Annotated in this window: 10 protein-coding genes and 3 rRNA genes; 4 read left to right on the top strand and 9 right to left on the bottom strand. The window is 59.7% G+C overall.

The genetic code is table 11. The features are described from left to right. The first annotated feature begins 579 nt into the window (after positions 1 to 579). The 3 genes from SINAC_RS28730 to rrf all read left to right on the top strand — a co-directional run bounded on the left by SINAC_RS28730 (position 580) and on the right by rrf (position 5,870). Positions 580 to 2,093, top strand: a 16S ribosomal RNA gene (locus SINAC_RS28730). A gap of 623 nt (positions 2,094 to 2,716) precedes the next feature. Then, a 23S ribosomal RNA gene (locus SINAC_RS28725) occupies positions 2,717 to 5,518 on the top strand. A gap of 243 nt (positions 5,519 to 5,761) precedes the next feature. Next, positions 5,762 to 5,870: ribosomal RNA gene (gene rrf / locus SINAC_RS28720) — 5S ribosomal RNA — on the top strand. The 16S, 23S and 5S rRNA genes sit together here, the layout of an rRNA operon. Before the next feature lie 217 nt (positions 5,871 to 6,087). Here the strand turns inward: rrf and SINAC_RS28715 are convergent. The 6 genes from SINAC_RS28715 to treZ form a co-directional block, all read right to left on the bottom strand. Beyond that, complete coding sequence (locus SINAC_RS28715) at positions 6,088 to 6,822, bottom strand: PepSY-associated TM helix domain-containing protein (RefSeq protein ID WP_015249076.1); 735 nt, start codon at positions 6,820 to 6,822, stop codon at positions 6,088 to 6,090. Continuing rightward, a complete protein-coding gene (locus SINAC_RS28710; protein WP_015249075.1) occupies positions 6,767 to 8,350 on the bottom strand; it encodes a DUF2271 domain-containing protein in 1,584 nt (527 codons plus the stop codon). Before SINAC_RS28710 ends, SINAC_RS28715 begins: the two co-directional genes overlap by 56 nt. A gap of 134 nt (positions 8,351 to 8,484) precedes the next feature. Then, positions 8,485 to 10,482, bottom strand: a complete 1,998-nt coding sequence (locus tag SINAC_RS28705; protein WP_015249074.1) for an alpha-1,4-glucan--maltose-1-phosphate maltosyltransferase — start codon at positions 10,480 to 10,482, stop codon at positions 8,485 to 8,487. A gap of 49 nt (positions 10,483 to 10,531) precedes the next feature. Continuing rightward, entirely contained in the window at positions 10,532 to 13,849 is a 3,318-nt protein-coding gene (treS, locus tag SINAC_RS28700; protein WP_015249073.1) for a maltose alpha-D-glucosyltransferase, read from the bottom strand. A 72-nt stretch (positions 13,850 to 13,921) separates the two neighbouring features. Then, positions 13,922 to 16,573 (bottom strand): malto-oligosyltrehalose synthase, encoded by a 2,652-nt coding sequence (gene treY / locus SINAC_RS28695; RefSeq protein WP_015249072.1) that lies wholly within the window; start codon positions 16,571 to 16,573, stop codon positions 13,922 to 13,924. Positions 16,574 to 16,851: 278 nt separating this feature from the next. Further along, on the bottom strand, positions 16,852 to 18,684 hold the full coding sequence (gene treZ, locus SINAC_RS28690; protein WP_015249071.1) for a malto-oligosyltrehalose trehalohydrolase: 1,833 nt from the start codon (positions 18,682 to 18,684) through the stop codon (positions 16,852 to 16,854). A gap of 374 nt (positions 18,685 to 19,058) precedes the next feature. Here treZ and SINAC_RS28685 point away from each other — a divergent pair, with 374 nt between their 5' ends. Beyond that, positions 19,059 to 21,119 carry a carboxy terminal-processing peptidase gene (locus tag SINAC_RS28685; RefSeq protein WP_015249070.1) on the top strand — a complete coding sequence of 687 codons (2,061 nt, stop codon included), beginning with the start codon at positions 19,059 to 19,061 and terminating at the stop codon, positions 21,117 to 21,119. A 261-nt stretch (positions 21,120 to 21,380) separates the two neighbouring features. Here the strand turns inward: SINAC_RS28685 and SINAC_RS28680 are convergent, their stop codons facing one another. The 3 genes from SINAC_RS28680 to SINAC_RS28670 form a co-directional block, all read right to left on the bottom strand. Further along, complete coding sequence (locus tag SINAC_RS28680; RefSeq protein ID WP_015249069.1) at positions 21,381 to 22,994, bottom strand: glycosyltransferase family 39 protein; 1,614 nt, start codon at positions 22,992 to 22,994, stop codon at positions 21,381 to 21,383. A gap of 239 nt (positions 22,995 to 23,233) precedes the next feature. Then, a complete protein-coding gene (locus tag SINAC_RS28675) occupies positions 23,234 to 24,916 on the bottom strand; it encodes a 4Fe-4S binding protein (RefSeq protein WP_015249068.1) in 1,683 nt (560 codons plus the stop codon). Positions 24,917 to 24,955: 39 nt separating this feature from the next. After that, positions 24,956 to 26,065 carry a DUF362 domain-containing protein gene (locus SINAC_RS28670; RefSeq protein WP_015249067.1) on the bottom strand — a complete coding sequence of 370 codons (1,110 nt, stop codon included), beginning with the start codon at positions 26,063 to 26,065 and terminating at the stop codon, positions 24,956 to 24,958. Between the last annotated feature and the right edge of the window lie 70 nt (positions 26,066 to 26,135).

The following is a 26,135-nucleotide window of genomic DNA, read 5'->3' as shown; positions in this document are numbered from 1 at the left end:
ATTCCTGGCTCAATTCAAGTCCAAATGAACCGCCAACTGCATAACACTAAACCTTATATCGAACATGCAATTACTTTTTTCTGCAAATGTCTGCTGAAAAAAAGCCAGCGCACGGGGACTCGAGGGTTGACCTTCGGAGCCAAGTTGGTATTATCTCCCTTGTCGCCTGTGTCACCACGGGTGACGACGCAACGGCCGGCTGACCTGGCGACGGGAAACCGACGACCAAGATAGCGGGCCGTGATGTTGTCGGTAGAGTCGGCCGGCGTGACACGCCCCCAGGGCAAGTCGCTCCGGCCAATCGCTTCGATAGCACGTTCGTTCTTTGACAATCCGGTCGATCGTGGTTCTTGTGGTTGAAGAGAACCTTTGAGGGAAGCCGGCGTGGAGCCGTTTGAGTCGTCTCGACCCCGTTTGGTTGGAGGTCGAACCGCGACGGAGACGGATCCAACAGCCAACAGCACGAGGGAGCAGGGGCGTGCCCCGGTGAACTCGAGCTGCGACCAGTTAGCAAATTCCTCAACCCTTTTGAAGGTGAGGACCGGCTCTCATTGCTCTTCGGAGCAGGGGAGACGACCAATCTCGAAGGGTTTGATCCTGGCTCAGAATGAACGTTGGCGGCGTGGATTAGGCATGCAAGTCGAACGGGCCGCAAGGCCAGTGGCGCAAGGGTGAGTAAGGCGACGGCAACCAACCCCAGGATTGGGTATAGCCGCGGGAAACCGCGGGTAATCCCCAGCGACGCAACGACACCGGCATCGGTGTTTTGCCAAAGCTTCGGCGTCGTGGGACGGGCTGTCGTGGTATTAGCTTGTTGGCGGGGTAATGGCCCACCAAGGCTGTGATGCCTACCGGGCGTGCGAGCGTGGCCCGGCACACTGGGACTGAGACACTGCCCAGACTCCTACGGGAGGCTGCAGTCGAGAATCTTCGGCAATGGGCGCAAGCCTGACCGAGCGACGCCGCGTGGAGGATGAAGGCCTTCGGGTTGTAAACTCCTGTCGAGGGGGAAAAAGGGCTGAAAAGCCTTGATTGATCCCTGGAGGAAGCACGGGCTAAGTTCGTGCCAGCAGCCGCGGTAAGACGAACCGTGCGAACGTTATTCGGAATCATTGGGCTTAAAGCGCGTGTAGGCGGATTCGTGCGTCTGTCGCTGAAATCCCCCGGCTCAACCGGGGAACGGGCGTGGATACGACGAGTCTGGAGGGGCATAGGGGGACCTGGAACTTCCGGTGGAGCGGTGAAATGCGTTGAGATCGGAAGGAACGCCCGTGGCGAAAGCGAGGTCCTGGATGCCTACTGACGCTGAGACGCGAAAGCCAGGGGAGCGAACGGGATTAGATACCCCGGTAGTCCTGGCCGTAAACGATGGGTACTGGATAGGGGGCTCGCCGATGGGCTCCCTGTCGTAGGGAAACCGTGAAGTACCCCGCCTGGGGAGTATGGTCGCAAGGCTGAAACTCAAAGGAATTGACGGGGGCTCACACAAGCGGTGGAGTATGTGGCTTAATTCGAGGCTACGCGCAAAACCTTATCCCAGGCTTGACATGCACGGATTAGCCGGCGGAAACGTCGGTGAGGCCGCAAGGAACAACGTGCACAGGTGCTGCATGGCTGTCGTCAGCTCGTGCCGTGAGGTGTTGGGTTAAGTCCCCTAACGAGCGAAACCCCTGTGTCTAGTTGCCAGCGGGTCGTGCCGGGAACTCTAGACAGACCGCCGGCGTTAAGCCGGAGGAAGGCGGGGATGACGTCAAGTCCTCATGGCCCTTATGCTTGGGGCTGCACACGTACTACAATGGGGCGGACAGAGCGTTGCTAGGCTGCAAAGTCATGCTAATCGCAAAAACCGTTCCTCAGTTCGGATTGCGGGCTGCAACCCGCCCGCATGAAGCTGGAATCGCTAGTAATCGCGGATCAGCATGCCGCGGTGAATGTGTTCCTGAGCCTTGTACACACCGCCCGTCAAGCCACCAAAGCGGGGGGCATCCGAAGTCGCCGGAGCCGCAAGGCAGGCGCCGAAGATGAAACCCGTGATGGGGACTAAGTCGTAACAAGGTAACCGTAGGGGAACCTGCGGTTGGATCACCTCCTTTCTAAGGATTTTTCTTAGAAAATCTCGGCTCTGAGAATCGAGGGACGTGGCTTCGGTCACCGTCGCGATTCGAGAAGAGCCGCATCGGCACCGTCTCCTTGATCAGATGGTTTTTACGCCGGCTTCCCACGAAGGTTTTCTCACCACGAACACGATCGACCAATGAGGGGACCCCTCACTCGAGGGGTCCTTTCTGTTTCTGTTCTTCCGTTTGCTTTGCACTGCTGGGTGCGGGGTGCGACCGTACGCGGTCTCACCCCCTGGCCAGCGGCCAGTGCGGATTCCGAGCATGGCTCTTCAAGGCTTCGGCCTTGCGGGGTTGTAATGGGAATTCGGTTGCTCTTTCACAATCCGGTGGTTAGGTCACGCAAGTGAGAACCGCAAACAAGTGGTCGTGGCAGACCAAGTAGAAGAATCTCTCCACAATACAGTGGAACCCTTACGGATGCGTGAGTGTCGATCGCTGCGACAGCGACCGGCCTCACAATGGGGATCGTTACCCAAGTGAGAGTGAGCCTGCGTCGCGAGACGCTGGGCACTCGATCGAAGATAGATCGGGGACTGACCCCTCGCAGATTCGGCTGTCGAGCTTCCTTCGGGAAACCGCGGCGTCCGGATCGGCGTGGTCAAGCTCCTAAGGGCACGGGGGGGATGCCTAGGCGTCATCAGAGAGACAGGCGTGGAAGGCTGCGATATGTCCGGGGGAGTTGCCCAACGAACGTCGATCCCGGAATGCCTGTAGAGACCCGGGGAACTGAAACATCTCAGTACCCGGAGGAAAGGAAATCAACCGAGACTCCCTCAGTAGCGGCGAGCGAACGGGGATCAGCCTAAACCGAGTGGGACACCACTCGGGGTCGTGGGGCCGATAACATGGGATGAGTGAGCGTCAGCCGAAGCCTCCTGGAACGGAGCGCCAGAGCGGGTGATAGCCCCGTAGGCGACGATGCGAACTCCCCTCTTCGGTACCCGAGTAGGGTCGGGCACGTGAAACCCGGCCTGAATCGGCGGGGACCATCCCGCAAGGCTAAGCACTCGATGACGACCGATAGCGAACCCAGTAGGGCGACCGAACGGTGGGAAGAACCCCGATGAGGGGAGGAGACTGAACCTGAAACCCCGTGCCTACAAGCGGTGGGAGCGCGATGCCTTCGGGCCGCGTGACCGCGTGCCTTTTGCATAATGATCCGGCGAGTTACTGTATCCGGCCCCAGGTTAACCCCTTCAGGGGGGGAGCCGTAGCGAAAGCGAGTCTTCATCGGGCGCCATAGTCGGGTGCAGTAGACGCGAAACCAGGTGAACTACCCATGGGCAGGTTGAAGCGACCCTAACCGGTCGTGGAGGACCGAACCCACCAGTGTTGAAAAACTGGGGGAGGACCCGTGGGGAGGAGTGAAAGTCTTATCAAACCTGGAGATAGCTCGTTCTCTCCGAAATGGCTTTAGGGCCAGCCTCGGGACATATCGTGCGGGGGTAGAGCGACGGAATTCGGTAGGGGGGCTTCCCGCCTACCCTCCGAAACCCAACTCCGAATACCGCACGACGGACCCCGGGAGTCAGAACGTGGGGGATAAGCTTCACGTTCAAAAGGGAAACAACCCAGACCGCCGACCAAGGCCCCCAAATCGACGCTCAGTGGCAAAGGAAGTGGGATCGCGGTGACAGCCGGGATGTTGGCTTAGAAGCAGCCATCATTTCAAAAGTGCGTAACAGCTTACCGGTCGAGCCATCCCGCGCCGAAAATGACGGGGACTAAGCGTCGTGCCGCAGTCGCGGATCAGCAATGATGGTAGGAGAGCGTCGCCCACCGCAACGAAGCTGGATGGAAACGACCAGTGGAGCGTGGGCGAGTGCGAATGCCGGAACGAGTAACGACAAGACAGGTGGGAAGCCTGTCCGCCGAAAGCACAAGGTTTCCTGGGGAAGGTCAATCCGCCCAGGGTCAGTCGGGACCTAAGGCGAGGCCCAAGGGCGTAGCCGATGGACAGACGGTTAATATTCCGCCACCCGATGGTAAGGTTGAACGACGGAGGACGCCGGTTCCAGTCAGGTCGGGGTGTTAGATGACCCCGTGCCGCAAGGCCGACAGCATTCGATCTGGAAGCCTGATGACGAGCCGGCCACGAAAAGCCCCGTCGGGACGAACCATCCGGCCCGTACCGCAATCCGACACAGGTGTGCTAGGCGAGTATCCGAAGGCGTTCGGGAGAACCCTCGTGAAGGAACTCGGCAAAATGACCCCGTACCTTCGGTACAAGGGGTGCTCTCCGTAAGGAGAGCCGCAGAGAATCGGCTCTAGCGACTGTTTATCAAAAACACAGGACTCTGCCAACTCGCAAGAGGACGTATAGAGTCTGACGCCTGCTCGGTGTCGGTAGGTTAAGGGAGCCGATGAGGCGTAAGCTGAAGTTGGCGACCGAAGCCCCGATAAACGGCGGCCGTAACTATGACGGTCCTAAGGTAGCGAAGTTCCTTGTCGGGTAAGTTCCGACCTGCATGAATGGCGTAACGACTGGAGCACTGTCTCCACGAGGGACCCGGTGAAACTGTAGCCGTGGTGAAGATGCCACGTACCCGCGGTCAGACGGAAAGACCCCGTGAACCTTTACTGCAGGTTGGCACTGGGTCAGCGTCCTTTCTGTGTAGGATAGGTGGGAGGCCGTGATCCGGCGGCGCCAGCCGTCGGGGAGCCACTGGTGAAATACCACCCTGAAATGACTCTGATCCTCACCGGTCCGTAGCCCGGACCGGGACCGTGCTCATCGGGCAGTTTGACTGGGGCGGTCTCCTCCCAAAGAGTAACGGAGGAGTGCAATGGTACCCTCGGCCAGGTCGGCAATCTGGCAACAAGAGCGCAAACGTAGAAGGGTGCCTGACTGCGAGACCCATCAGTCGAGCAGGGACGAAAGTCGGCGTTAGTGATCCGGCGGTGCTGGATGGAAAGGCCGTCGCTCAACAGATAAAAGGTACTCCGGGGATAACAGGCTGATCTCCCCCGAGCGTCCATAGCGGCGGGGAGGTTTGGCACCTCGATGTCGGCTCATCGCATCCTGGGGCTGGAGAAGGTCCCAAGGGTTTGGCTGTTCGCCAATGAAAGCGGTACGCGAGCTGGGTTCAGACCGTCGTGAGACAGGTCGGTCCCTATCTGCCGTGGGCGTAGGAAACTTGCGAAGGGTCTCCCCTAGTACGAGAGGATTGGGGAGGACCGACCTCTGGTGTACCGGCTGTCCCGCTCGGGGCACCGCCGGGTAGCTAGGTCGGGAAAGGATAAGCGCTGAAGGCATCTAAGCGCGAAGCCCTCTTCAAGACGAGGTTTCCAGCACGCAAGTGCGAAGGCTCCTGGAAGACGACCAGGTCGATAGGCCGGGAGTGCACGGCGAGTGATCGCCGCAGCCGACCGGTCCTAACAGCCGATCGCTTGACCACCCCGATCCGTCCGCCGGTTCCCATCAGGGACGCGAAGGACAGGAATCAGGGTTGCATCATTCACCGATCGTATTCGATCGATCACACGGCGACGTATTCCCATCCAATAACGGGGACCACGCGTCGTGAAGAGACTCGAAGTCGGTTGGTCATGCCCATGAAATCGCGGTTTGAGTTTGCGTGACGACCACTGTGAGAGTAAGCACACGGAACCGGCGGGTTTGATCGCCCGCCGGTTGCTTTTCCGGCGAACATACTGACGGGGTCCCACCCGTTCCCATTCCGAACACGGCCGTTAAGCCCGTCAGGCCCATGATAGTGCCTTTGGCGCGAAAGTCGGTGATCGCCGGAATCCTTTTCAACGACGCCCCGATCCTTCTTCATCGAAGGGTCGGGGCGTTTTTCGTTGCGCAGTCGCTTCGTCCCGGGAACGGCGCTCGCCCCAATGGGCGAGCGGTAAACTCCCTGTCTTTTGTGGCTACGTGGAAGTGAATCCGAAGACGGGGAGTTCACACTCCCCGCTCGACTGCCATTCAAGTGAGGAATGTACACGTACATTGCCATCTATGTCAGGGAACTAACAAAAAAGCAATTGCGATGACGATTATGGCACCGAACGCTCCGACGATCAGGCCGGGAATCCGTCGGCGTTTCAAATAGAACAGTAAAATAAGTCCAGTGAGCGAGATCAGCGTCATGAGCACAGCGGAGACGTCGATCAAGACCGACCAGGCAGCTCCGGAGTCGCGTCCCTTGTGCAAGTCGTTCATGATCGCGACGAGACCATGGGACGACTCGGTCAATTCGTAACGACCCGTCTCGCGATCGATGAAGGCATCAGCCGAGTAGCCCGGCCCTTTGAAGGTGACCGTACACTCGCTTTCGTCGACCTTGAAATCAGTCAGTGCGCCACGGATGTGGTGCGACGATCGCAAGGACTCGACGATTTCGAGCTTTTCGACTTGTGGCTCTGTTTCAAGATCGACCTTGCTGTCGTTCCCGGTTGTCTTGGGGCGAAGCCAGGCGAGTTTCAGTTGTCCCTGATATTGGACCGAACGCTCGGCTTCGCCGTAAAACCAGTTCGGGTGATTCAGCGTGAGCCCGGTCACGCTGAAGAAGAGGACGGCCGCCAGCCCGAACATAGAAACATAGATATGCAGCCAGCGCGTCAGGGCGGCGAGTCGAATCGTGAACGTCCGTCGAAACGAACGTTGACCCGGCGGGGTGGCCGCCAATCCGGCCAGAGCGCTAGCGTGCCTGACCTTTTCGACGATAGGTGAGCGTGGCGGATTTGATCTCGACATTACCCTTCAGATCCTCAACGAACGGCTTGTTGGCGACGGTCACTCGCTTACGGATGCTCTGATACGTGCCATGTTCGCGAACCGCTTCGATGCTGACCGTATATTCGCCAGCGGGAAGTTGTCGGCCGTGATCGTCCTTCCCGTCCCAGACGACATCATACTTGCCAGGAGGACGCGTTGCCCGAGACAACGTCTTGCGGAGGTCGAATTCGTCTACCAGCCGACGAGCCTGGTCTCCGTGATACCAGCGGCGCAGGTCGGGTACCCACTGTGATCGGGCATTTTTCTGAGCCCACAAAATGAGAGTGCGGACGGAAGCTCCCTCCTTATCCTCGATCCAGACAGCCAGATAGGGTCGGCGATATCGACCTGGCGCTCCCTCGGGGCGCTGGATCTCAAAAGCAACGAGGAGTTCAAAGTCCTCATTCCACATCCCGCCTGGGCCGGGCTTCGCTTCTGCCTGTTCCTTGGCCTGACCGCTCAACTCCGAGGGGGCGACGGCGAGCGCAGTGGGTTGCGCCGCGGACTTGGCTCTCTCAGGCCAGCCGTTGCTCCGGAAGGTTTGCCCGTCTCGATTGACCAGGAGGCACTGAACGTCCGGAAGTGAGTTCGCCAGGCGAAGACTCTCGGCAACGGGTAGGACATTGAAACTGGTCGCGAGGGCATCGGCAACCTCGGCCCGACTGGCGATAACCGTGGCGCTCGTGATGTTCTCGACCGGGTGCCCGGTTCTGGGGTCAAAAATATGTGAGTACCACTGGCTACCGATTCGATACCCGCGCTGGGAATTCCCGCTGGTAGCGACCGAGCTTGCCTGGATTTTGACCCGCGACAAGGGGTCCGCCCCCTCGGAGTCGCTTGTGGGATCCACGATGTCAATCGATTGCACGAGGTCGCCACAAACCCGTAAGTCGCCGCCGATGTTCAGTAGAATGCCGCGAATTCCTCGGACTCGGTCCAGCGCTACGTTGCAGGCCGACTCGACGATATAACCCTTGGCAATCGCGTTCAGGCTCAGCGGGCAATTGCTCAGCCGTTCGGCAGTTCGGGCTTGCGCATCCAGCCGCCATGCGGGTCGGCTCATCAATGCCTTGTTTGTGGAGAGTTCGTCGGCTGTCGGAGTGCGGTTCTGCTTAGCGCATTTCGACCAGAGCCGCGTCAGCGCCTCGACTCGCGGGTCGAAGGCTCCGCCCGTTCGCGCAGCCCATTCGTCACACGCTTGGAAGACCTCGAATAGTTCCGGGGAGACCTTGATCGCGACATTCGAGGTTGCCTGCCAGCGGCTGAACTCACTTGCTGCATTGTAGCCGCTGAAAATTGCGGAAAGGCGATCGACTTCCCGTAAGATCCGCTCCTCCGCCCAAGAGGCGGCCTCAGCCGTGTCGGCCTTGGTCCGCAATTCGAGCGAAGTTCCCAGCACGTTCTCATGAAAGAACGTGAAATCCTCGGCTGTTGCGGGAGTGAGTAGGCAAAAGAGGGACCCCCAGACCAGAAGGATTGGGAGTCCCATTGATGAATAGGAACTCATGACGCGATCTCCGAGAGGCAACATTGACATTGCCAAATGCGATCGAGGTCGTGGGCCACCAACGGCCCGATCGCATCATCATCGCATCCGAGCAGAGCCGAGTCTCGGAAAAAAAGCTCATCTGACGCGGTCGTCTAGCGCCAAACCCGGAAGATATGCGCAGGGCAGACATGCGGGTCGAGGCGGACGAAATTCCACTCCCCCCGCCAGTCGTATCGTGCGTCGGTGAGCAGGTCGTGAACCTGATACGACTCGTTCAGTCCAAACTCCCAGAACGGAAACTGGATTGAGCCTTCCTGGGCATGGTACGGGTCGAGGTTGACGATGACTAGGATGATGTCGGAGCGGTCGGGCGACGACTTGGCGTAGGCGATCATCTCAGAGTTGCTGATCGTGAAGAAACGCAGGTTGCGGTCGAACTGGAGGGCCGAATTATCGCGTCGGATCGTGTTGACCCGGCTCACGAAGTAGCGGAGTGTTCCCGGTTGGTCGAGGTTCCAGAAGCGACACTGGTACTTTTCCGAGTCGAGGTATTCTTCCGACCCAGGGCGCACGGGAGTGCCGTCACAGTGCTCGAATGGCGGCCCGTAGATGCCGTAGGTCGCCCCCAAGGTGGCTGCCAAGACGAGCCGAGCCTGGAACGCAGGACGGCCACCGTGCTGGAGCGACTCGTGGAGAATGTCCGGGGTGTTCGCAAACAGGTTCGGCCGCATGTATTCGGCCACATCAGTCTGCGTCAACTCGGTGAAGTACTCGGTCAGCCCCTCCTTGGTCGTCCGCCAAGTGAAGTAACTGTACGACTGGGAAAAGCCGGACTTGGCCAGATACTTCATCACCTTCGGCCGGGTAAACGCTTCAGCGAGGAAAATCGTGTCGGGATGGCGATCCCAGACTTCGCGGATCAGCCACTCCCAGAAGGGAAAGGCCTTGGTGTGCGGGTTATCGACCCGAAAGATCGTGACCCCATGGGACACCCAGAAAAGAACGACATCGCGAAGCTCTTCCCAGAGCGATTTCCAATCAGTCGACTCGAAGTCGATCGGATAAATATCCTGGTACTTCTTGGGAGGATTCTCAGCGTACTTGATCGTGCCGTCGGGGCGGTGGCGGAACCACTCGGGGTGCTCTTTGACGTAGGGGTGGTCGGGCGAGCACTGGTAGGCAATGTCGAGCGCTATCTCCAGGCCGAGTTGCTTGGCTCGGGTCACGAGATGGTCGAAGTCCTCCAGCGTGCCGAGTTCGGGCAAGACGGCCTTGTGCCCTCCTTCAGGGGAACCAATCGCCCAGGGACTGCCGGGATCGTGGGGCCCGGGGGTGAGGGTATTGTTCGGACCTTTCCGAAAGCTCAGGCCAATCGGATGGATCGGGGGGAGATAGAGAACGTCAAAACCCATCTCAACAACGTAAGGAAGCCGTGACTCGACGTCCTTGAACGTCCCGTGCCGACCCGGTTCGGGCGCGCTCGAACGGGGGAACATCTCATACCAGGCGCCGTAGCGAGCACGCTCACGCTCGACCGTGACGCCGAGGATTCGCTCATACGCAGTGGCTCCGCTGCGGTCAACGTAACGCGACATCAGCGACGTAAGCTCAGGGGAGAGGGCGAGCTTGACACGGACGCCGATGTCACCACCATGGCCCAGAACGTCCGCCTGAACACGGAGCTGCTCGGCATCGCCTCCGCTGGCCCGCTTCGCGGCCTGTTTAACGAGTTCCGCCCCCTCGAGGAGCTCGCTCGACACATTCAGGCCGGCATCCACTTTTTTGGAGAGATCGCGCCGCCAGGTTGCGAAATAGTCGACCCAGGCTTGGAGCGTATAGCCGTAACGCCCCTGGCTGTTGACCGTGAACGTTCCGCTCCAACGGTCGTTCCCGAGTTCCGACATGGACACTTCAGCCCAGTCCGTTCCGCCGATCGGGCCATGGCGAAGGACGGCGGCGACCAGATCGTGTCCTTCTGCGAAGATGTCGGCTGTGACGACCACGTTCTCGCCCACGGTTCGCTTGATGGGAAACTTGCCGTGGTCGATCTCCGGCTGAATGCCTTCGATCACAACCCGAGGCGGAGGAGGCGCTCCCTTCTCGTGGTGTGCTCGTGTCTGACCTTTAACAACCGTGCTCTGCCCTGTCATCACGACTGAAAACTCCTCAAGGCTTCCAATTTCCGCTGTCGGAACGGGATCAATGGCTGGGCTTCATCAGGTGGAGGATGCCCAACATGGGAATCCGAACCCAGTCGGGACGATAGTTGAGTTCATACTGGAATTCGAAGAGCGTCTTCTCCAGCATAAAGAACTCCAGCAGAAGCGAAATCACGGATTCATCGTTGGGCAGTAAGGAAGCGGCCGTCGCGCGGTACTCGCGCAGGTAAGCGGCGGACGTCCAGTTCTTCCAGACCTTGGCCCAGGGTTCGAGCCGATCGAAATTCTCCGGCTGGTCGTGACTGACGCTAATCAACTTGCTGTAGACGGCGTAGTCGAGCGAACGGAGCATCCCGGCCACGTCTCGCAAGGGGGACTTCTTCTCTCTCCGTTCGGTGACAGGGCGGCCGGGCTCTCCCTCGAAGTCGAGAATAATAAAGTCGTTTTCATGCCAGAGTACCTGGCCGAGATGATAATCGCCGTGGCAACGGATCTTGAGGAGGGGACCGACCCCCTCTTCCAGCGGCTTGAATCGCGAGGCCATGCCGGCCCCCGTGTCGAGGATCTCTTGCGCCAGGGGCCGAAGAGGATCCGGGAGCGATGCGAGCTTCTCGCGAAGCAAGGTGAGCGACCTGCGAACCTGTACGTGAAGGGACTTGACCATCTCGGCAAGCTCCTCCTGCTTGATCGGTTCCGGCGCAAAGCTTGGATCCTCGGAATCGCTGGCCAATGCCAGGTGCATTTCGGCGGTCCGTTTACCGAGCACTCCCGCCGTGTTCAGGGCCGCGCCGACGACCTCGAAGACCTCCGGGGGCGGCTCCATGGAACCGAGCTCGATCAAGGACCGACTCTCGATCTCGATCTTGAAAAGCCGGTGTTCCTGCGTGCTGACGTGCTCGTAATAGCGTCCGAGGACGTCGAGAGCCAGTTGCCACCCCTGACCCTGGTTGGAAACATACTCCTGCAAGAGGGCGATTGTGATCGGTTCGGAACGACTCTTGCGATACTCCAACGCCCCGGCCGTCTTCGGGATTCTCGGGAATGCGGCCTTTTCCGTGAGAAAACGGCCGATTTCCAGGTCAGGGTTCACCCCGATGTCGAGTCTCCGGAAGAGTTTCATTAAGAAGCGTCTGCCATAGAAAATCGTGGAATTGCTTTGTTCGGCCGAGCCTCGTTGGATCGGCGTGGGCTCTCCTTCGATCTGGTCGTAGACCGAGGTCCTGATCCCCTGGATCATTCCCGACCGGGTCTTGATCGCACTCGGCCCCTCGATCGTCTGGAGCAGGCGTTCACAGAATTCGTCGTTCGCAACCGCGTCATAGATGACCCCCGCCGAGTCTCCTGCCGTGACGAATGCCAAGACTGTGGCGGGTTGGCTCAGCAAAAGCGACTCGGCCGCGACCCCCTCGGCGATGGCCAGAGGGAGGGAATACCGATCCGAATGCCCGTCACTGTAGTAGGCGCGGATGAAGACGAGCAGAGCAGGGGACGTTCCTCCGGTCAAGGTCACCCAATCGCGGATGCTCACTGTTTCAAGAGTCCGCGATTTCGCTCCGAACCAGCGCTGGCGCAAAAGATAGTTGGGCAGGACGGTTCGCTCGAGGGTGGCCCGCGACTTGCCCTCCATCAGGGTGTCCCATCCCCCCACGAGGGTGAGGTTGGGCAGTTCCTCGGTGGGCAACGCAGGCGCCCGAGCGACGCCGCTGTCGATGGAATGGGTCAATCGGTCGAGCCGAAACCACATGAAGGCGTAAGGGCCGAGTGAGAGGAAATAGGGTAACTCGCCGATCGTCGGAAACTCGACCCCACCAAAGAGCTCCACGGGGGTATAGCCCTGGAATTGCTCCAGGTCGAGCGAGAACGGCTGGACGAACCGAGAGACGTTGGCCACGGCGAGAATCTTCTCATCCCCGTAGCTTCTGATGTATGCCAGGACCTGGCGATTCCGGGGGTGGAGGAATTCGAGAGTTCCCCGCCCGAAGGCCTGGAATCGCTTCCTGAGCAAGATCAGGCGCTTCATCCAGTTGAGGAGCGAGGAGGCCTCGCGTTGCTGGGCCTCCACGTTAATGCTCTGGTAGCCAAAGACAGGGTCGATGATCGGTGGCGCGTAGAGCCGGGCGAAGTCGGCCCTCGAGAAGCCCGCGTTCCGGTCGCCGGTCCACTGCATCGGAGTCCTGACGCCGTCGCGATCTCCCAGATAGATGTTGTCCCCCATGCCGATCTCGTCGCCGTAGTAGATGACGGGCGTGCCGACCAGGGAGAAGAGCAGGCTATTCATCAGTTCAATGCTGCGCCTGTTGTTTCCCATCAAGGGAGCCAGGCGGCGGCGGATTCCCAAGTTGAGTCGCATCCGCGGGTCGGCCGCATATTCCCTGTACATATAGTCACGTTCTTCGTCGGTGACCATTTCGAGTGTCAGCTCGTCATGGTTCCGGAGAAAGGTGACCCATTGGCAATCCGGGGGAATATCCGGTGTTTGGCGCATGATTTCCACGATCGGATGGCGATCTTCTTGCCGAAGTGCCATGAAAATGCGTGGCATCAGGGGAAAGTGGAATGCCATGTGGCATTCATCGCCATCGCCGAAGTAGTCGAGCACGTCGGCGGGCCATTGATTGGCCTCGGCCAACAGCATTCGGTCGCTGTAGTGCTCGTCCATCTCCTTGCGGAACTTCTTGAGAATCTCGTGGCTCTCGGGCAGGTTTTCGCAGTTCGTCCCTTCGCGCTCGATGAGATAGGGAATGGCATCCAACCGCATGCCGTCGACCCCCATATCGAGCCAGAACCGCATGACCTTGAACACGGCGCGGAGAACTTGGGGATTGTCGAAGTTGAGGTCGGGCTGGTGGTGGAAGAACCGATGCCAGTAGTACGCCTGGGCCACCGGGTCCCAGGTCCAGTTCGAAGTCTCCGTATCGGTGAAAATGATTCGGGCGGCCTCGTATTTCTTCGGGCTGTCGCTCCAGACATAGAAGTTCCGCTTCGCCGAACCAGGCGGAGCCAGCCTCGCCTCCTGGAACCAGGGGTGCTGGTCGGAGGTGTGATTGATCACCAACTCGGTGACGACGCGGATCCCTCGCCGGTGCGCTTCGCGGACCAACTGGCGAAAGTCCTTCACCGTGCCGTATTCAGGGTGGACGCTGAAGTAGTCGGCGATATCGTATCCGTCGTCACGCAGCGGAGAAGGATAGAAAGGAAGGAGCCAGAGGCAGGTAATCCCAAGGTCCTGCAAGTAGTCGAGCTTCTGCATCAGGCCGGGAAAGTCGCCCAGGCCGTTCTCGTTGCTGTCGAAGAAGGCCTTCACATGAAGTTCATAGATGATCGCATCTTTGTACCAGAGCGGGTCAGACTCAGCCATGAAAATCTCCTGATTCATCCGCCTGGGTTACATCCATGATTCGTTCCCAACCTCTCCAAAGCGTGGCGATTCTCAGTGTTCGGCGCTTGACAACAGGGCGACCGGAAACCGTTTCAGGAGAGTCGCCAACGGAGTCGACCCGCCTGGAACCAGGTCTCCCGTGAGTTCGTTGTACCATTCTCCGTCGGGCAGCGGGAGCGTCGTATTCTCCCAGCGGCCACCGAGTCGAAGCGGTAGCCGAGGAGCCACGACGACGCAACCGTGGCCGCGTGCGAATGCGACGACATGATCGGCGCGTGGGCCTTCGGCAAGAATCGGGCGGTATTCCCCCTCCGGTCCGAAATTTACTGGCAATCGTTTTCGGAGGGCCAGGGCCTGCTTCGTGACCCACATCTTGGGCAATCCCTCGTCGGAACGGGCGAGAACCTCCTCGGCGGTCGCGGTCTGCAAGACGTCGAGCAGGCGGCGCCGCGTTTCGTAGTCCACCGGCCGTCGGTTGTCCGGATCGACCAGGCTGAGGTCCCAGAGTTCGTTCCCTTGGTAAATGTCGGGGACGCCCGGCGCGGTCAGCTTGATGAGGACTTGGGCCAGTGAGTTGATCCGACCGGGCTCGATCAAGGGCGTGAGGAACCCGTTCAAGTCCGCCACGAACCACGGGTCCGCAAGCAGGGCCACCACAAAGGAGCGGAGTGCCTCTTCATAGTCCGGATCCGGGTCGGTCCAGGACGTGTAGGCCTTGGCTTCGCGTGCCACCTTTTGCACATATTGCAACGTCCGGGCGGTATCGATCGGCCAGGCTCCGACCAAGGTCTGGTAGAGGAGATACTCGATGTTCCGGTCGGGGAAACCGCCGGTCTTGTACGGTTCGTTGTGCCTGGCCCAGCGCTCGACCGCCTCGGCCCAGCGGTCGGGGATCTCGGCGAGCAGAGAGATTCGTGCGCGGACGTCTTCACTTCGTTTTGTGTCGTGGGTCGTGGTCGCGATCATTGATTGCGACCAGTGTTCCTGGGTTTCGCGACAGTCTGCGTGAAACTGGTCGAGCGCAAGGCCGAAGCGCCCCGGATCACCCCCGACCTCATTGAGCGCGACCAGCCGGTTGTAGTTGTAGAAGACGGTGTCTTCGATTCCTTTGGCCATCACCGGACCGGTGTGCTGCTGGAATCGCATGACCAACTCCGATTCGAGCGTCCCGCGCACTCGCAATAACAGCAAATCACGCAAGAAATCGAGGAGATCTTCATCAATTTCCGGTCGGTGCCGCTTCGCTGATTCAATGGCTTCGGTGACGTAGAGCGTATCACGGTCGCTGACTTGCCCCGCCTCCGCGCGGACATAGGAGCGATAGACGGGGAAACAGGCGATGACTTCCCGAAGCATTGCGTCCAATTCGCGCCGGGAGTAGTCGCGGTAGCGTTTCTGGCGTTCGCAGACCTTGGCGAGTAGGAACGTCAGCCGATTAATGTCGCTTCCGAACAGCTTCTTGAGGACAAAGTGCTTCTTCTGATGGACCATTGCCAGATAGTCGGTCGACACGCCGGTGAACCGGGAATAGAACTCGCTGATCGGCCCCTCGCCCTCCTGATCGATCAGTAGGCTTCCCAGGCGATTGAGGAAGTCATACCCCGTTGTGCCGGCGACTGGCCAGTCTTGTGGAAGCGTTTCCCCCGGCTCGAGAATCTTTTCGACGACGATCCAACCGTGAGGAACGGCTTGTTTGAGCCTCTGAAAATACTGGGCGGGATCGCGCAAACCGTCAGGGTGGTCGACCCGCAGGCCGTCGAGTACTCCCTGGCGAACCCATTTCAGTACCAGAACGTGCATGTCGTGAAACACACGCTCATCCTCGATTCGCATGCTGACGAGCGTGTTGATGTCGAAGAACCGGCGGTAGTCGAGCTCCTGGCCGGCCGATCGCCAATAAGCGAGCCGATAATTCTGCCGGTCCAGCAAGAGATCGATCTCGTTCGGCGAGACGTTAATCTCCTCGACCAAGCTGTCGATGGCCGAGGCGATCGCCGGGTTCTCCGCGCAAAGTCGGGAGAGTTGCTTTCGCAAAACCTCCTTATCCCGGTGTCTCCGCGTTACGCTCGGCCCGTCAGTGGCGGTGGAGTGCGGTAAGTTGGCAAAGGAGTCGGCGATGAACGCGAGGTCAGGAGAATCGCAACGGCGGGCTGCCCGTTCCAGAAGCTCGTTGAGCGAACGAGGGGCCACCGGCATCACATGGTCGTGGTAATGAAATGTAAAACTGCCGTTATTGTGCTGAAGCTTGATCTCGCCGGCATCCACGATCCGCCCGTAGTGGTCGCCGAGGATCGGCAATAAAACCGTGTCATGGAGCTTTTGTTCGGGAGGCTGCCAGTCGACGTCGAAGTAGTGCGCATACAGGCTCGACTGACCGTTCTCGAGGACATCCCACCACCAGACGTTGTCCCGGCTCGAGATGCTCATGTGGTTGGGAACCACGTCGAGGATCTGCCCGAGTCGGTTTCGTCCGAGTGTCTCGCAGAGCTTGGCGTGCGCTTCCGCACCGCCGATCTCTTCGCTCACCCGGCTGTGGTCGAGGATGTCATAGCCATGCGTGCTCCCCTGATTCGCCTGAAGGTAGGGCGAGGCGTAGAGGTGGCTCACCCCCAGGGCACTCAGGTAGTCGGCGATCGCTGCTGCCGCCTCGAAACCGAACTCCGCATGTAACTGGACGCGATATGTGGCCAACGGGACCGGCATGAGGCTCACCAAGTCGGTTCTATCGACGTTTATGTGACACGGCGGGTAGGTCAACCTGCACGCAAGAACGGTCGATCCTCAAGCCCGACTCCCGACAGCGCCGTGGTCGAGACCTGCCACGGTCGATCAAGCCCTCCGCAACAGTATGCGGAAGTGACCTGATCCACGGCAACCCGCTCCGCCATTTCCCTGGCGGACGGGACGAGGAGTGAGCAAAAACAATGCCGACGGTTTCCCCACCTCAGTGGGGCACACGCGCCGCCATGGAACAAGCATGCTCAGCTCGGTTCCAGGATGACAAATTCGTGAGGTTGAAGGTGGCCATGCCATGAGGCAGATTCGCACCCCGGGCCGCCGTATCGTTCGATTTCGGAGCGAAAGAAGGGGGGCTTGTTCTGCCAGTCCTCGGTGAGTTGCTGGACGTTCGGACTCAGGTTGAGCGCAATCCGAAGTTCCTGATGAGATCCCCCCCGGCGAACGGAAAGAACCGAGTTCGCCGCATCGTCCCCGATCAGCCTCGTTCTGGCCGGGGAAAAATCCGCCAAGGTCGGCAGTTCGCGGCGAAGCCGTAGCAAGTCGCGATAAAGGAGGCGAAGGCCGAGTCGTTGCCCGCTTTCCCAGAACCAGCTCAAGACGGCCGAGTCTCGGGTGGAGGTTGCAAACGGGTCGAGGATCTCGGCTTCCCAGCCGAAGTAGGAAAACTCAGCTTTCCGCCCTTCGCGAATCATCTCGATTAACCCAGGGTCCTGGAAGTCGCAGAAGAACGGGAAGGGGCGAGTCTCGCCGTATTCCTCCCCCATGAAAATCAGCGGGAGACGAGGCGCGAGCAGGAGGATGCCCGCGGCCAACCGTACGGCTGATGGGGCGAGCATCGAAGCATACCGGTCCGATTTCAGCCGATTGCCAACCTGGTCATGATTCTGCGTGAACGCAAGGAATCGATCGCCGCTGAACTCGGTCGCCTTTGTCCCGTGCCTCCGGCCCCGGAACGGGCTGTAATTCCCGTCGTTGACGAACAGACGCTCATAAGCCTTGGCGAGCGCGGCCGGACTGTCGGCAAAATCGGCATAGTATCCGTTCGTTTCCCCGGTCAAAACGACATGGGCCGCATGGTGGAAGTCGTCATTCCATTGTCCATCGAGTTGGTATCCGCCGCGATCGACGGGGTGAAGGAACCGAGGCGCATCATTGAGGTCGGTCTCGGCGAAGACGTGGGCGCAACGACCGACTCGAGCGGCCTCGACGTGAACAACCTCCGCGATTTCCGAGAGGATATTTCGCGGGCTTCGGTCGAAAATCTGGTCGGCCGCATCGAGTCTCAAACCATCGATATGATAGTCGCGGATCCACTGTCGGGCGTTCTCGAGAACCATCGCGCGGACGGCGTCGCTCCCCCGTCCGTCGAAGTTCAGAGCAGGGCCCCAGGCGGTTTTGTAGGTGTCGGTCAGGTAGTCGCCGAACAGCGGAAACACGTTCCCTTCGGGGCCGAAATGGTTGTAGATAACGTCGAGAAAGACGGCCATTCCCCGCCGATGACAGGCGTCGACCAACCGCTGGAGCGCCTCGGGGCCGCCGTAGCTGTTCTGGGGGGCGAACGGGAACACGCCGTCGTAACCCCAGCCTCGCGTTCCCGAAAATTGGCCGACTGGCATGAGCTCGATGGCCGTGATCCCAAGGTCGAGCAATTCCTCAACCCGGGGAATCAGGGCCTCAAAAGTCCCTTCGGGTGTGAACGTCCCGACGTGGAGCTCGTAAACGACGAGCCGCGATCGCTCGACCCCGCGCCACGCATCATCGTTCCATCGGAACCGTTCAGGGAACCAGACTTCCGAGGCCGCGTTGACTCCATCGGGCTGCGATCGCGAGCAAGGGTCGGGCAGGGGAGGGCCCCCATCGAGCCGGTAAGCGTAGCGCACACCTGGTTCGATGTGTGCGGTCATGCATTCAAAGAAGCCCAAGCCGATCGGTTCCATGGTGAGGCGTTGCGCCTCGTCGCCCAGGCCCAGGACGAGTTCCACACGATCGGCCTTGGGAGCCCAGACGCGCCAGCGTGACTGGCTTTCAGAGACCGTTGAAAGACCGGTCGACGGCAGTTCGGGATCATCGATCACGGGGCGGGATCCTTTGACTCATCACCGTTCTAGAACCCAAAGAAAGGGGGCAAAAACATTTGCAGAGCAATCCTTGCGCCTTTTTTTTTCAGACTCAAGAGAAAGGCAAGTCCCGTCGAGACTATGACAGAGACAAAGGTTCGCGCGTGAGAGCCGAGGCGAACCATCTTCGTCGTCGCGTCGTATTCACAGTTCAGATGACGTGACGCGGCCATCGATCTCGACGATTGAACGTTGCCACAAGTCCCGTCCCCTCCAGGTCGCTCAACCATCAGGGTCGGTCTTGTCGCTGAATCGATCGACGGATATGATGGCAAGGTGTTGAACCATGCGTTCCGCACGACGACCCATCCAGCCCTTCGGAACCAACTCTCATGCCTCGACTCGCATTCCGTCCTCTGGCGCTGCTCGCGATCATGGGCTTCATCGCGGCAGTCGTGGGCGCCCAATCGCCGAAGTCCAGGCCCTTGGACGAGGACACGGCACGGGTCGTTGTGAATCTGCTTGAACTGGGCCACATGGCCAAGCCTAAGATTGACGACGAAATCGCCAAGAAGTGGTGTCAGAACTTCCTCAAGGATCTCGATCCTCAGAAGTACTACTTCTTGAAAGCGGATATCGATGAGTTTATGGCCGAGGCCACGACTCTCGATGATAAAATCAAAGAGGGCAACCTCGACTTTCCCAAGAAAGTCTTTGCTCGGTTCCTTGAGCGGACCGACGAACGCCTCAAGACGGCGCTCGAAGATCTCGACAAGAAGCAAGACTACACCATTGATGAATCAATTGATGACGATCCTGACTTGATCGACTACCCGGCGACCGAGAATGAAGCCAAGGAGCGCTGGAGGAAGCGGATTAAGCTCGACCTGCTTCAGCTCAAGGTCGACAAGACGGATGAGAAGGAAGCGGTCGATAAGGTCAAGATTCGCTATAAGGATCGGAATCGGCTCTTTCACCAGTTCGACATGTCGGAACTGCTTGAAGTTTATCTCAGCAGTTTGACCCGAACCTTCGACCCCCATTCGAGCTACATGAGCGGTAAGACGCTCGAAGACACGATCGGCCAGACCCTGCACCTCTCGCTCGAAGGCATCGGAGCGTCACTCCAGTCTGAGAACGGCTACGCGGTTGTCAAAGAGGTTGTGCCCGGGATGGCGGCTGATAAAGATGGCCGGCTTCAGCCCGAGGACAAGATCATTGGGATCCAGAATGAGGATGGGTCCGAGACCGACCTCGTGGAGAAGAAGCTCAGTGACGTCGTCCGCTACATCCGCGGCCCCCGTGGGACCAAGGTCCGCCTGATCGTCCAGCCCACCGGCACCAAGGATCGGAAGATCTACGAGCTGACTCGCCAGAAGATCGAGCTGGTCGAACAGCATGCCAAGGGACAGATCATCGACGTCAAGGACTCCGACAACAAGGTCTACAAGGTTGGGGTCATCAATCTGCCTGCCTTCTACGGTGATACTCAGGCCGTGATGGCTCAGGACCCCGACGCCGTCAGCGCCACCGTGGATACCAAGAAGCTGATTCGCGGCTTCAAGGAAAAAGGGATCAATGCCTTGATTCTCGACCTGCGAGGCAACGGCGGCGGTCTTCTGGAAGAGGCGAGAACGCTTTCGGGTCTCTTCATCGATCGCGGGCCGATTGTCCAGGTCAAAGATGCCTCCGGCGTCAAGCACATTGATGACAAAGACGAAGGAGCCGCCTGGACCGGTCCCCTCGTGGTCCTCATCGATCACCTGAGTGCGAGTGCCTCCGAGATTTTCGCGGGCGTCATCAAAGACTACGACCGTGGGTTAATCGTGGGTGACTCGAGCACCTTCGGCAAGGGGACAGTCCAGAGCATCGTCCCGATCAATGAGCAGCTCCGCCGCCGCGACGACGCGAACCTTGGGGCCCTCAAGCTGACGATCCAGCAGTTCTACCGTGTCAACGGTGAGAGCACCCAGGTCCTGGGAGTCACCCCGCACATCCATATCCCCTCCATCCGCGACAAGGCCGACTTCGGCGAGGGGAAGATGGACAACGCCTTGAAGTTCGATAAGGTCAACGCGTTGCCGATTGCCGGACTCAAGCTAGTGAACCCCTCCTTGGTCCGCGAGATCGACACGCGGTCGCTCGACCGTCGGAAAGCCAACCCGAAGTTCCAGAAGCAGGAAGAGCGGATCGCCAAGTTCGTGGAACGAAAAGCGCGGCACTCGATCTCGCTCAACGAAGAAAAGTTCCGCTCGGAATTCGTGCCCGACGAGGACATCACGAAGGACGAGGACAAGCCGAAGAAGGACAAGGCCAAGAAGAAGTTCACCGAGCATCCCGCCTGGGAATCGGACTACTACAACGACGAGGTTGCTAGCATCGTTGCCGACTACCTCACCCTGGGATCAAAGGTGCTCGCCGCGACGCCCGGGCCTGTGACGAATAGTCGGTGAGCGGGCTGATTTTCCGCACGTCTGACAGGTCATGAACCAGGAAGCGAGGGCGGGGCTAAACAAGCCTCGTCCTCGCTTCGTTTCGAACACCGGTGATCGTTGAAAACAAGCCAAACATGCTGTAATGATCGATTTCCAAGGGCTTGCTCCCCTGGCTGGAAACGGTAGCCGTTGCGAAGCGGTTAGAAAGCGACGGGGCGGATTGAATGTGACTCTCGTCCGGTTCACGTCTTATCGACTTTTCGAAGACTCCCGCCGGCTTTACTTCTCCTCGTTCGTGATCGATGGAGAAGTAAGCATCATGTCCGATTGGCTTCCAAGAGCGATCGCAAGGACAAGGCACGCGAAAAGCAGAACGCCAAGCTCAGCCACGATGATTGTCGCCGTGCCGAAGACAGGAGCTTGGAGACTCGCGAGCCGTTGCAACGCGGGGAGGCCCGTAATACCTCCGGAATAGGTGGGGATCATTCGGCTCCAGATGACGACCCACTCCGCCCCGAGGCAGGTCACCGTCAAAGCCAAGGGGATGAGAGTACGAAGCGGAGCGATCACCGGCCAGGAAAGGCCACCGGCGGTGACAATGACCAGGTACCATGGGAACGTGGCGCTGGCATACCAGGGACAGGTCGTCGGCTCCCCCCAGGCGAGCTTTGACTGGACCATGTGATAAGCCAATGCGCCCGTGAAGCTAACGCAGAGCGAAGCGCAGAGGAGAACTGTAAGCCTCGAATCAAGAACGGGCTCAGTTCGTTTGAAGAACCCGGCAGTTGCGAAGGCCGCCCCGAATAGCCCTGCGGCTCCAATCCATGAATAAAAATTCGCAAATATTCTTTCGGGTCTTTGGCGACTCCAGCCTCCCACCAGGAATGAGTCCGAGAGCCAGAGCTGACGGACTCGAACATCCCAGCGGAACGATCGGGCGGTTTGGATCAGGTCCACCTTCGTTCGCCCCTCTTGCCGGTTGCGGACCGCCTCCTGCATGGTCGTCAGACCGCCGTACCGCCTGAGGTTGGAACGGACTTCGCCCTGGATGACCGCCAGCAGGGCCAAGGCAAGCGCGGCCCCGCCCAGGATCGCGCGAGGGTTTGAAAGTCGATTGCGGTAGGCGGAACTGATCCAGGCCAGAGCCACGAACGGGAACAAACCGAAGTTCACGGCCTTCACAAGGATCGCGAAACCGGCGACGAGTCCGACGACCACACCGCGCCCGATCCCTTGCGAGCCATTCAGAGTAAAACAGAGGGCGATCACTGTAGTGGCCAGCATTACCCCAAGGGCATCGTTCGCCACCCGCACTCCGTTGATCAGGAACAAGGGGTGCACGGCGATCACAAGACCGATCAGAGTCGCGTCACGCCGCTCCCGGACGACCTTCCCGACGACTCCCAAGGCGAGCCAGACCGCCGCCGCGACGAATCCGAGGTTCAAGAGCCGCAGCCCACCCACAGCCTTGGGGAGATTTGCGACTCCGCCCAGCCAGGAGAACAGCGGTGCGCAAAGCCGGTAGTACCACCAGGAATGTTGCGACTCGTAGAGTGGCAAGGCACCGGGGCGCGGCGCTGGGCGCAGCTCATCACTCCAAAATGTCTTGTAGTCGACCACACCGTAAGGGCCGAGCTGAAGCTCAGCCACCCGCTTGGGAACGGGAAATTTGACCAATTCCCGCAAAAAGGAGAGCGGGACATTCGTCTGGCCCAGCACGGCGGGCTGCCCGGTTTCGAGAACATGGACGACGTAGCCCAGATGCTGGTATTCATCCCACCCTTCGAAAATGGGCAAGACTCCGAGATAAACCAGCCCTCGACAGACGAAGAGGCCCACGAGCAAGGCGCGGATGAGCCCCCAATAGCGCCCGTGGTTGATCGGTGGAGACACCCCGCACTCCGTTGCGAGAACGCGAAAAGAAGCCGGCCCCACAAGGCTGGGTGCTTACCTCTCTTTTGTGTGGGCCGGTACGGCCCCCTCGGTTTCGCTCAGGGCCGTCTCAAGCGTTGTAGGGTAGGCCTCAGCCCGCCGACCCTCAAGGTCGAGGCAGGTTGAAGCCTACCCTACAAGAGTAGACGAAGATGGAGGGGCGTACCCGCCAACCCCAACAACTTCTTGGCGAAAGACGGTTAGACCGAAACGAGGTCTTGCGCGTTGTCTTCGACCAAGGATAGGAGCAACGAACGCGACTTATCCCGCGTTTCACCGATCGCCGTCACATAGACGGCCGGATCGTCTTTGACCGGACACTCGTGCTCGCAGATCCCACAGCCGATGCACCGGTTCGGGTCGATGAACGGTCGCTTGAGCTCGAGCTTCCCGCCCCAGCGATCGGTCACCTCGACGTTACGTGTGAAGATGGCCTTGGGGCTGACAGGGCAAACCTCTTCGCAGACGACGCAATCCGTATCCATCGCCCAAGGGAGGCAGCGCCCTTGGTTGTAGAACGCCGTGCCCGTCTTGATTGGTCCCTTGCTCTCGAACGGCCCCACACCCAGTTTCTCGGCGATGGAGATCTCACGAATCGCACCGGTCGGACAGACCTGGCTGCACAAGGTGCAATTCAACTCGCACCAACCCATCTTCGAGATCATGATGGGGGTCCAGAGTCCCTCCACCCCAGCCTCGAACAGGCTCGGCTGCAAGACGTTGGTCGGGCAAACGCGAATGCACTGATCGCACTTGATGCAACGTCGAAGGAACTCGTCCTCGGCCACCGAGCCCGGGGGACGGATTACGGCCTTGTTGAAGTTCTTGCGGACTCCGCCAGAAAGTCGAGCCATCGGGAAGAAGAAGACGCCGAAGAGCCCGGCCAGGATGAGTTGGCGGCGACCGACGGCCGGATACGTGACTTCGCTCGCCTTCCGGGGCAGGAAGCGGAACGAGAGAGCGTCATGCGGGCAGTCCTCAATGCAGTTGAGGCAGACGAAGCATTCGCTTTTGCGGAGGTCGGTATGGGGGTCTGAGGCCCCTTCACAGCTCTTGAGGCAGAGGTCGCAGTCCGTGCAGCGGACCGGGTCGCGGTCGATTCTCCAGAGGGAGAACCGACTGAAAACACCGAGAAGGGCACCAAGGGGGCAGAGTGCTCGGCAGAAGAATCGGGGAATCCACCAGTTGGCGACGAGCAGGCCGATGAAGATCAGGCCGACCACCCAGGCCTGCCAGTATTCTCGAGGCTCAGTGTAGATGCTCTCGGTCGCCTTCTGAGCCGTCGGCAGCACACTGGTCGTCATCGACCGGACCGTCAGCGCGATCGGGTCGAGCAAGCCGATTTGTAGTGTGCTGTTGCCCGTCTTGTGCTCTTCCGCCGCTTCGGCAACGCCGGTCGTGACGGCTGCGAAGACGCGAGCCAAACCCTTTTGGGGCAGTTCTTTCCCCGAGTAGGCCGCGTAGACTCGACCCGGGGCGGAGAGGGTCGTCGGGATGATCCAGAGGCTGGCCATCGCGAGCATGGCGACCAGGATGTAGTACTTGAGGGCGTAGATCTTGCGATAGCGGTTCACCTCGATCATCTGCTTGGTGTTGCGCCGGTTGCCAATCACCCCGAAGATGTGGTGCAAGATCCCGAACGGGCACATCCAGTTGCACCAGACGCGGCCAACGATCATCGTGATCGCGATGATCAGGAGGCCCCACGTGAGGTTTCGATAGAGGGTGTGCGTCGTCAGGGCGGTCGAGACCGCGACGAGCGGGGTCGCCTCGAGGAAGAGCGAGACCGGCCAACCCTTCAAGTAGCGAAGGTCGGTGATCAGCAAGAAAAACAGGAAGAGACCGAGAAACAGGGCCTCATAGGCGCGTCGGATCTTGACCATCAGTCCTGCCTCGGTAACGAAAGGGGGTTCTTCGTAGGGTCAGACCGTGATTTCCCGAGTCCACTGCGGACGCCAGTCTTTACCCAAACCACGACTGATGACCTTATCGAGGTAGAGAATCTCGTGCCTCTGCTTGCCCAGAAGCTCTTTCACGCACCAACTGTCGACCGACGTGCAATCGGTACCGACCACGATGGTGTCGCCCTTCTTGACGTCGTTGAGGCTTCCACCGGTCGGTCCGTTGCGCATCAGGAGCTTACGGCCATCGGCGATCACGAACGTCGGCTTCATCATCAAGGCGAAGTCAGAAATGATTCCGTGGATATTCTGATGGAACTGGTTGCGCGGATTGCCGAGCAGGCCGTACCAGTTCTTCATCGTCACGGTCGCTTTGCAGAGGTTGTGGTCCTTCACCGGTGAGATCCCGATGACCTTGGTCGCCTCGCGGAACGGGCGATAGAACATCTTCCAGGTGCCCGTGATCGTCTCGCCGCCGACGTAGAGCTGCTCGAAGTAGCTGTCCTGCGGCATCATTAGCTCGGCCCCCGCGCGAATCGCGGCCTCGCCGACCTTGGTCTTGAAGAAGCAGCTCTCGGGGTTGTTGATCGGATTGTCGGCGACGATCACCTTCCTCGCCCCCGCGCCGAAGCAGAGCTTGACGACCGCGGAAACCGTATCAGGCTGGGTCGTGGCGGCGAGGTCCGGATTCTTGTCAAAGGCGACGTTGGGCTTGATGACGACCACATCCCCCTTGCTGATGAAGGCGGAGACGCCTCGATCGCCCCCCATCGCTTCGAGTGCAGCCTTGACCATCGTGAAGGCCTGCTCCTCGCGCGCATGCAGCTCTTCCTCGCGCGACGCAAAGTTCTCCGCCCGTGGAGGGCTGGAACGGACCACGACGAGGTTCGGCTTGCTCGGCGATAAGACGACCGAATAGTCCTTGAGGCGGACCGGGGGCGGCGGCTTGACCCCTTCCATCCCCCACTGGTCGCGGGCGAGGAGGCCGCCCGCCACGGCGCCACCGATCACCAAGCCCGTGCCGCCGGCCTGGGTGAGGAACTGCCGGCGCGAGAACGACTGATCGGCCGGATTGACGCCTCCGAGCCGTTCCAGATTCTTGAGCTGAGTTCGGGTCAGCTTTTCGCTCATCGCTATCCTCTCGTTGGGCAAGAAGTCCGGAGGCTCGACGCGTTGAGGTTGAGGGGAATGAACCAGTGTC

The sequence above is a fragment of the Singulisphaera acidiphila DSM 18658 genome (assembly GCF_000242455.2).
Lineage (GTDB): Bacteria > Planctomycetota > Planctomycetia > Isosphaerales > Isosphaeraceae > Singulisphaera > Singulisphaera acidiphila.
Note: the sequence above shows the minus strand (reverse complement) of the source record. Positions and strands in the feature narration are given on the sequence as shown.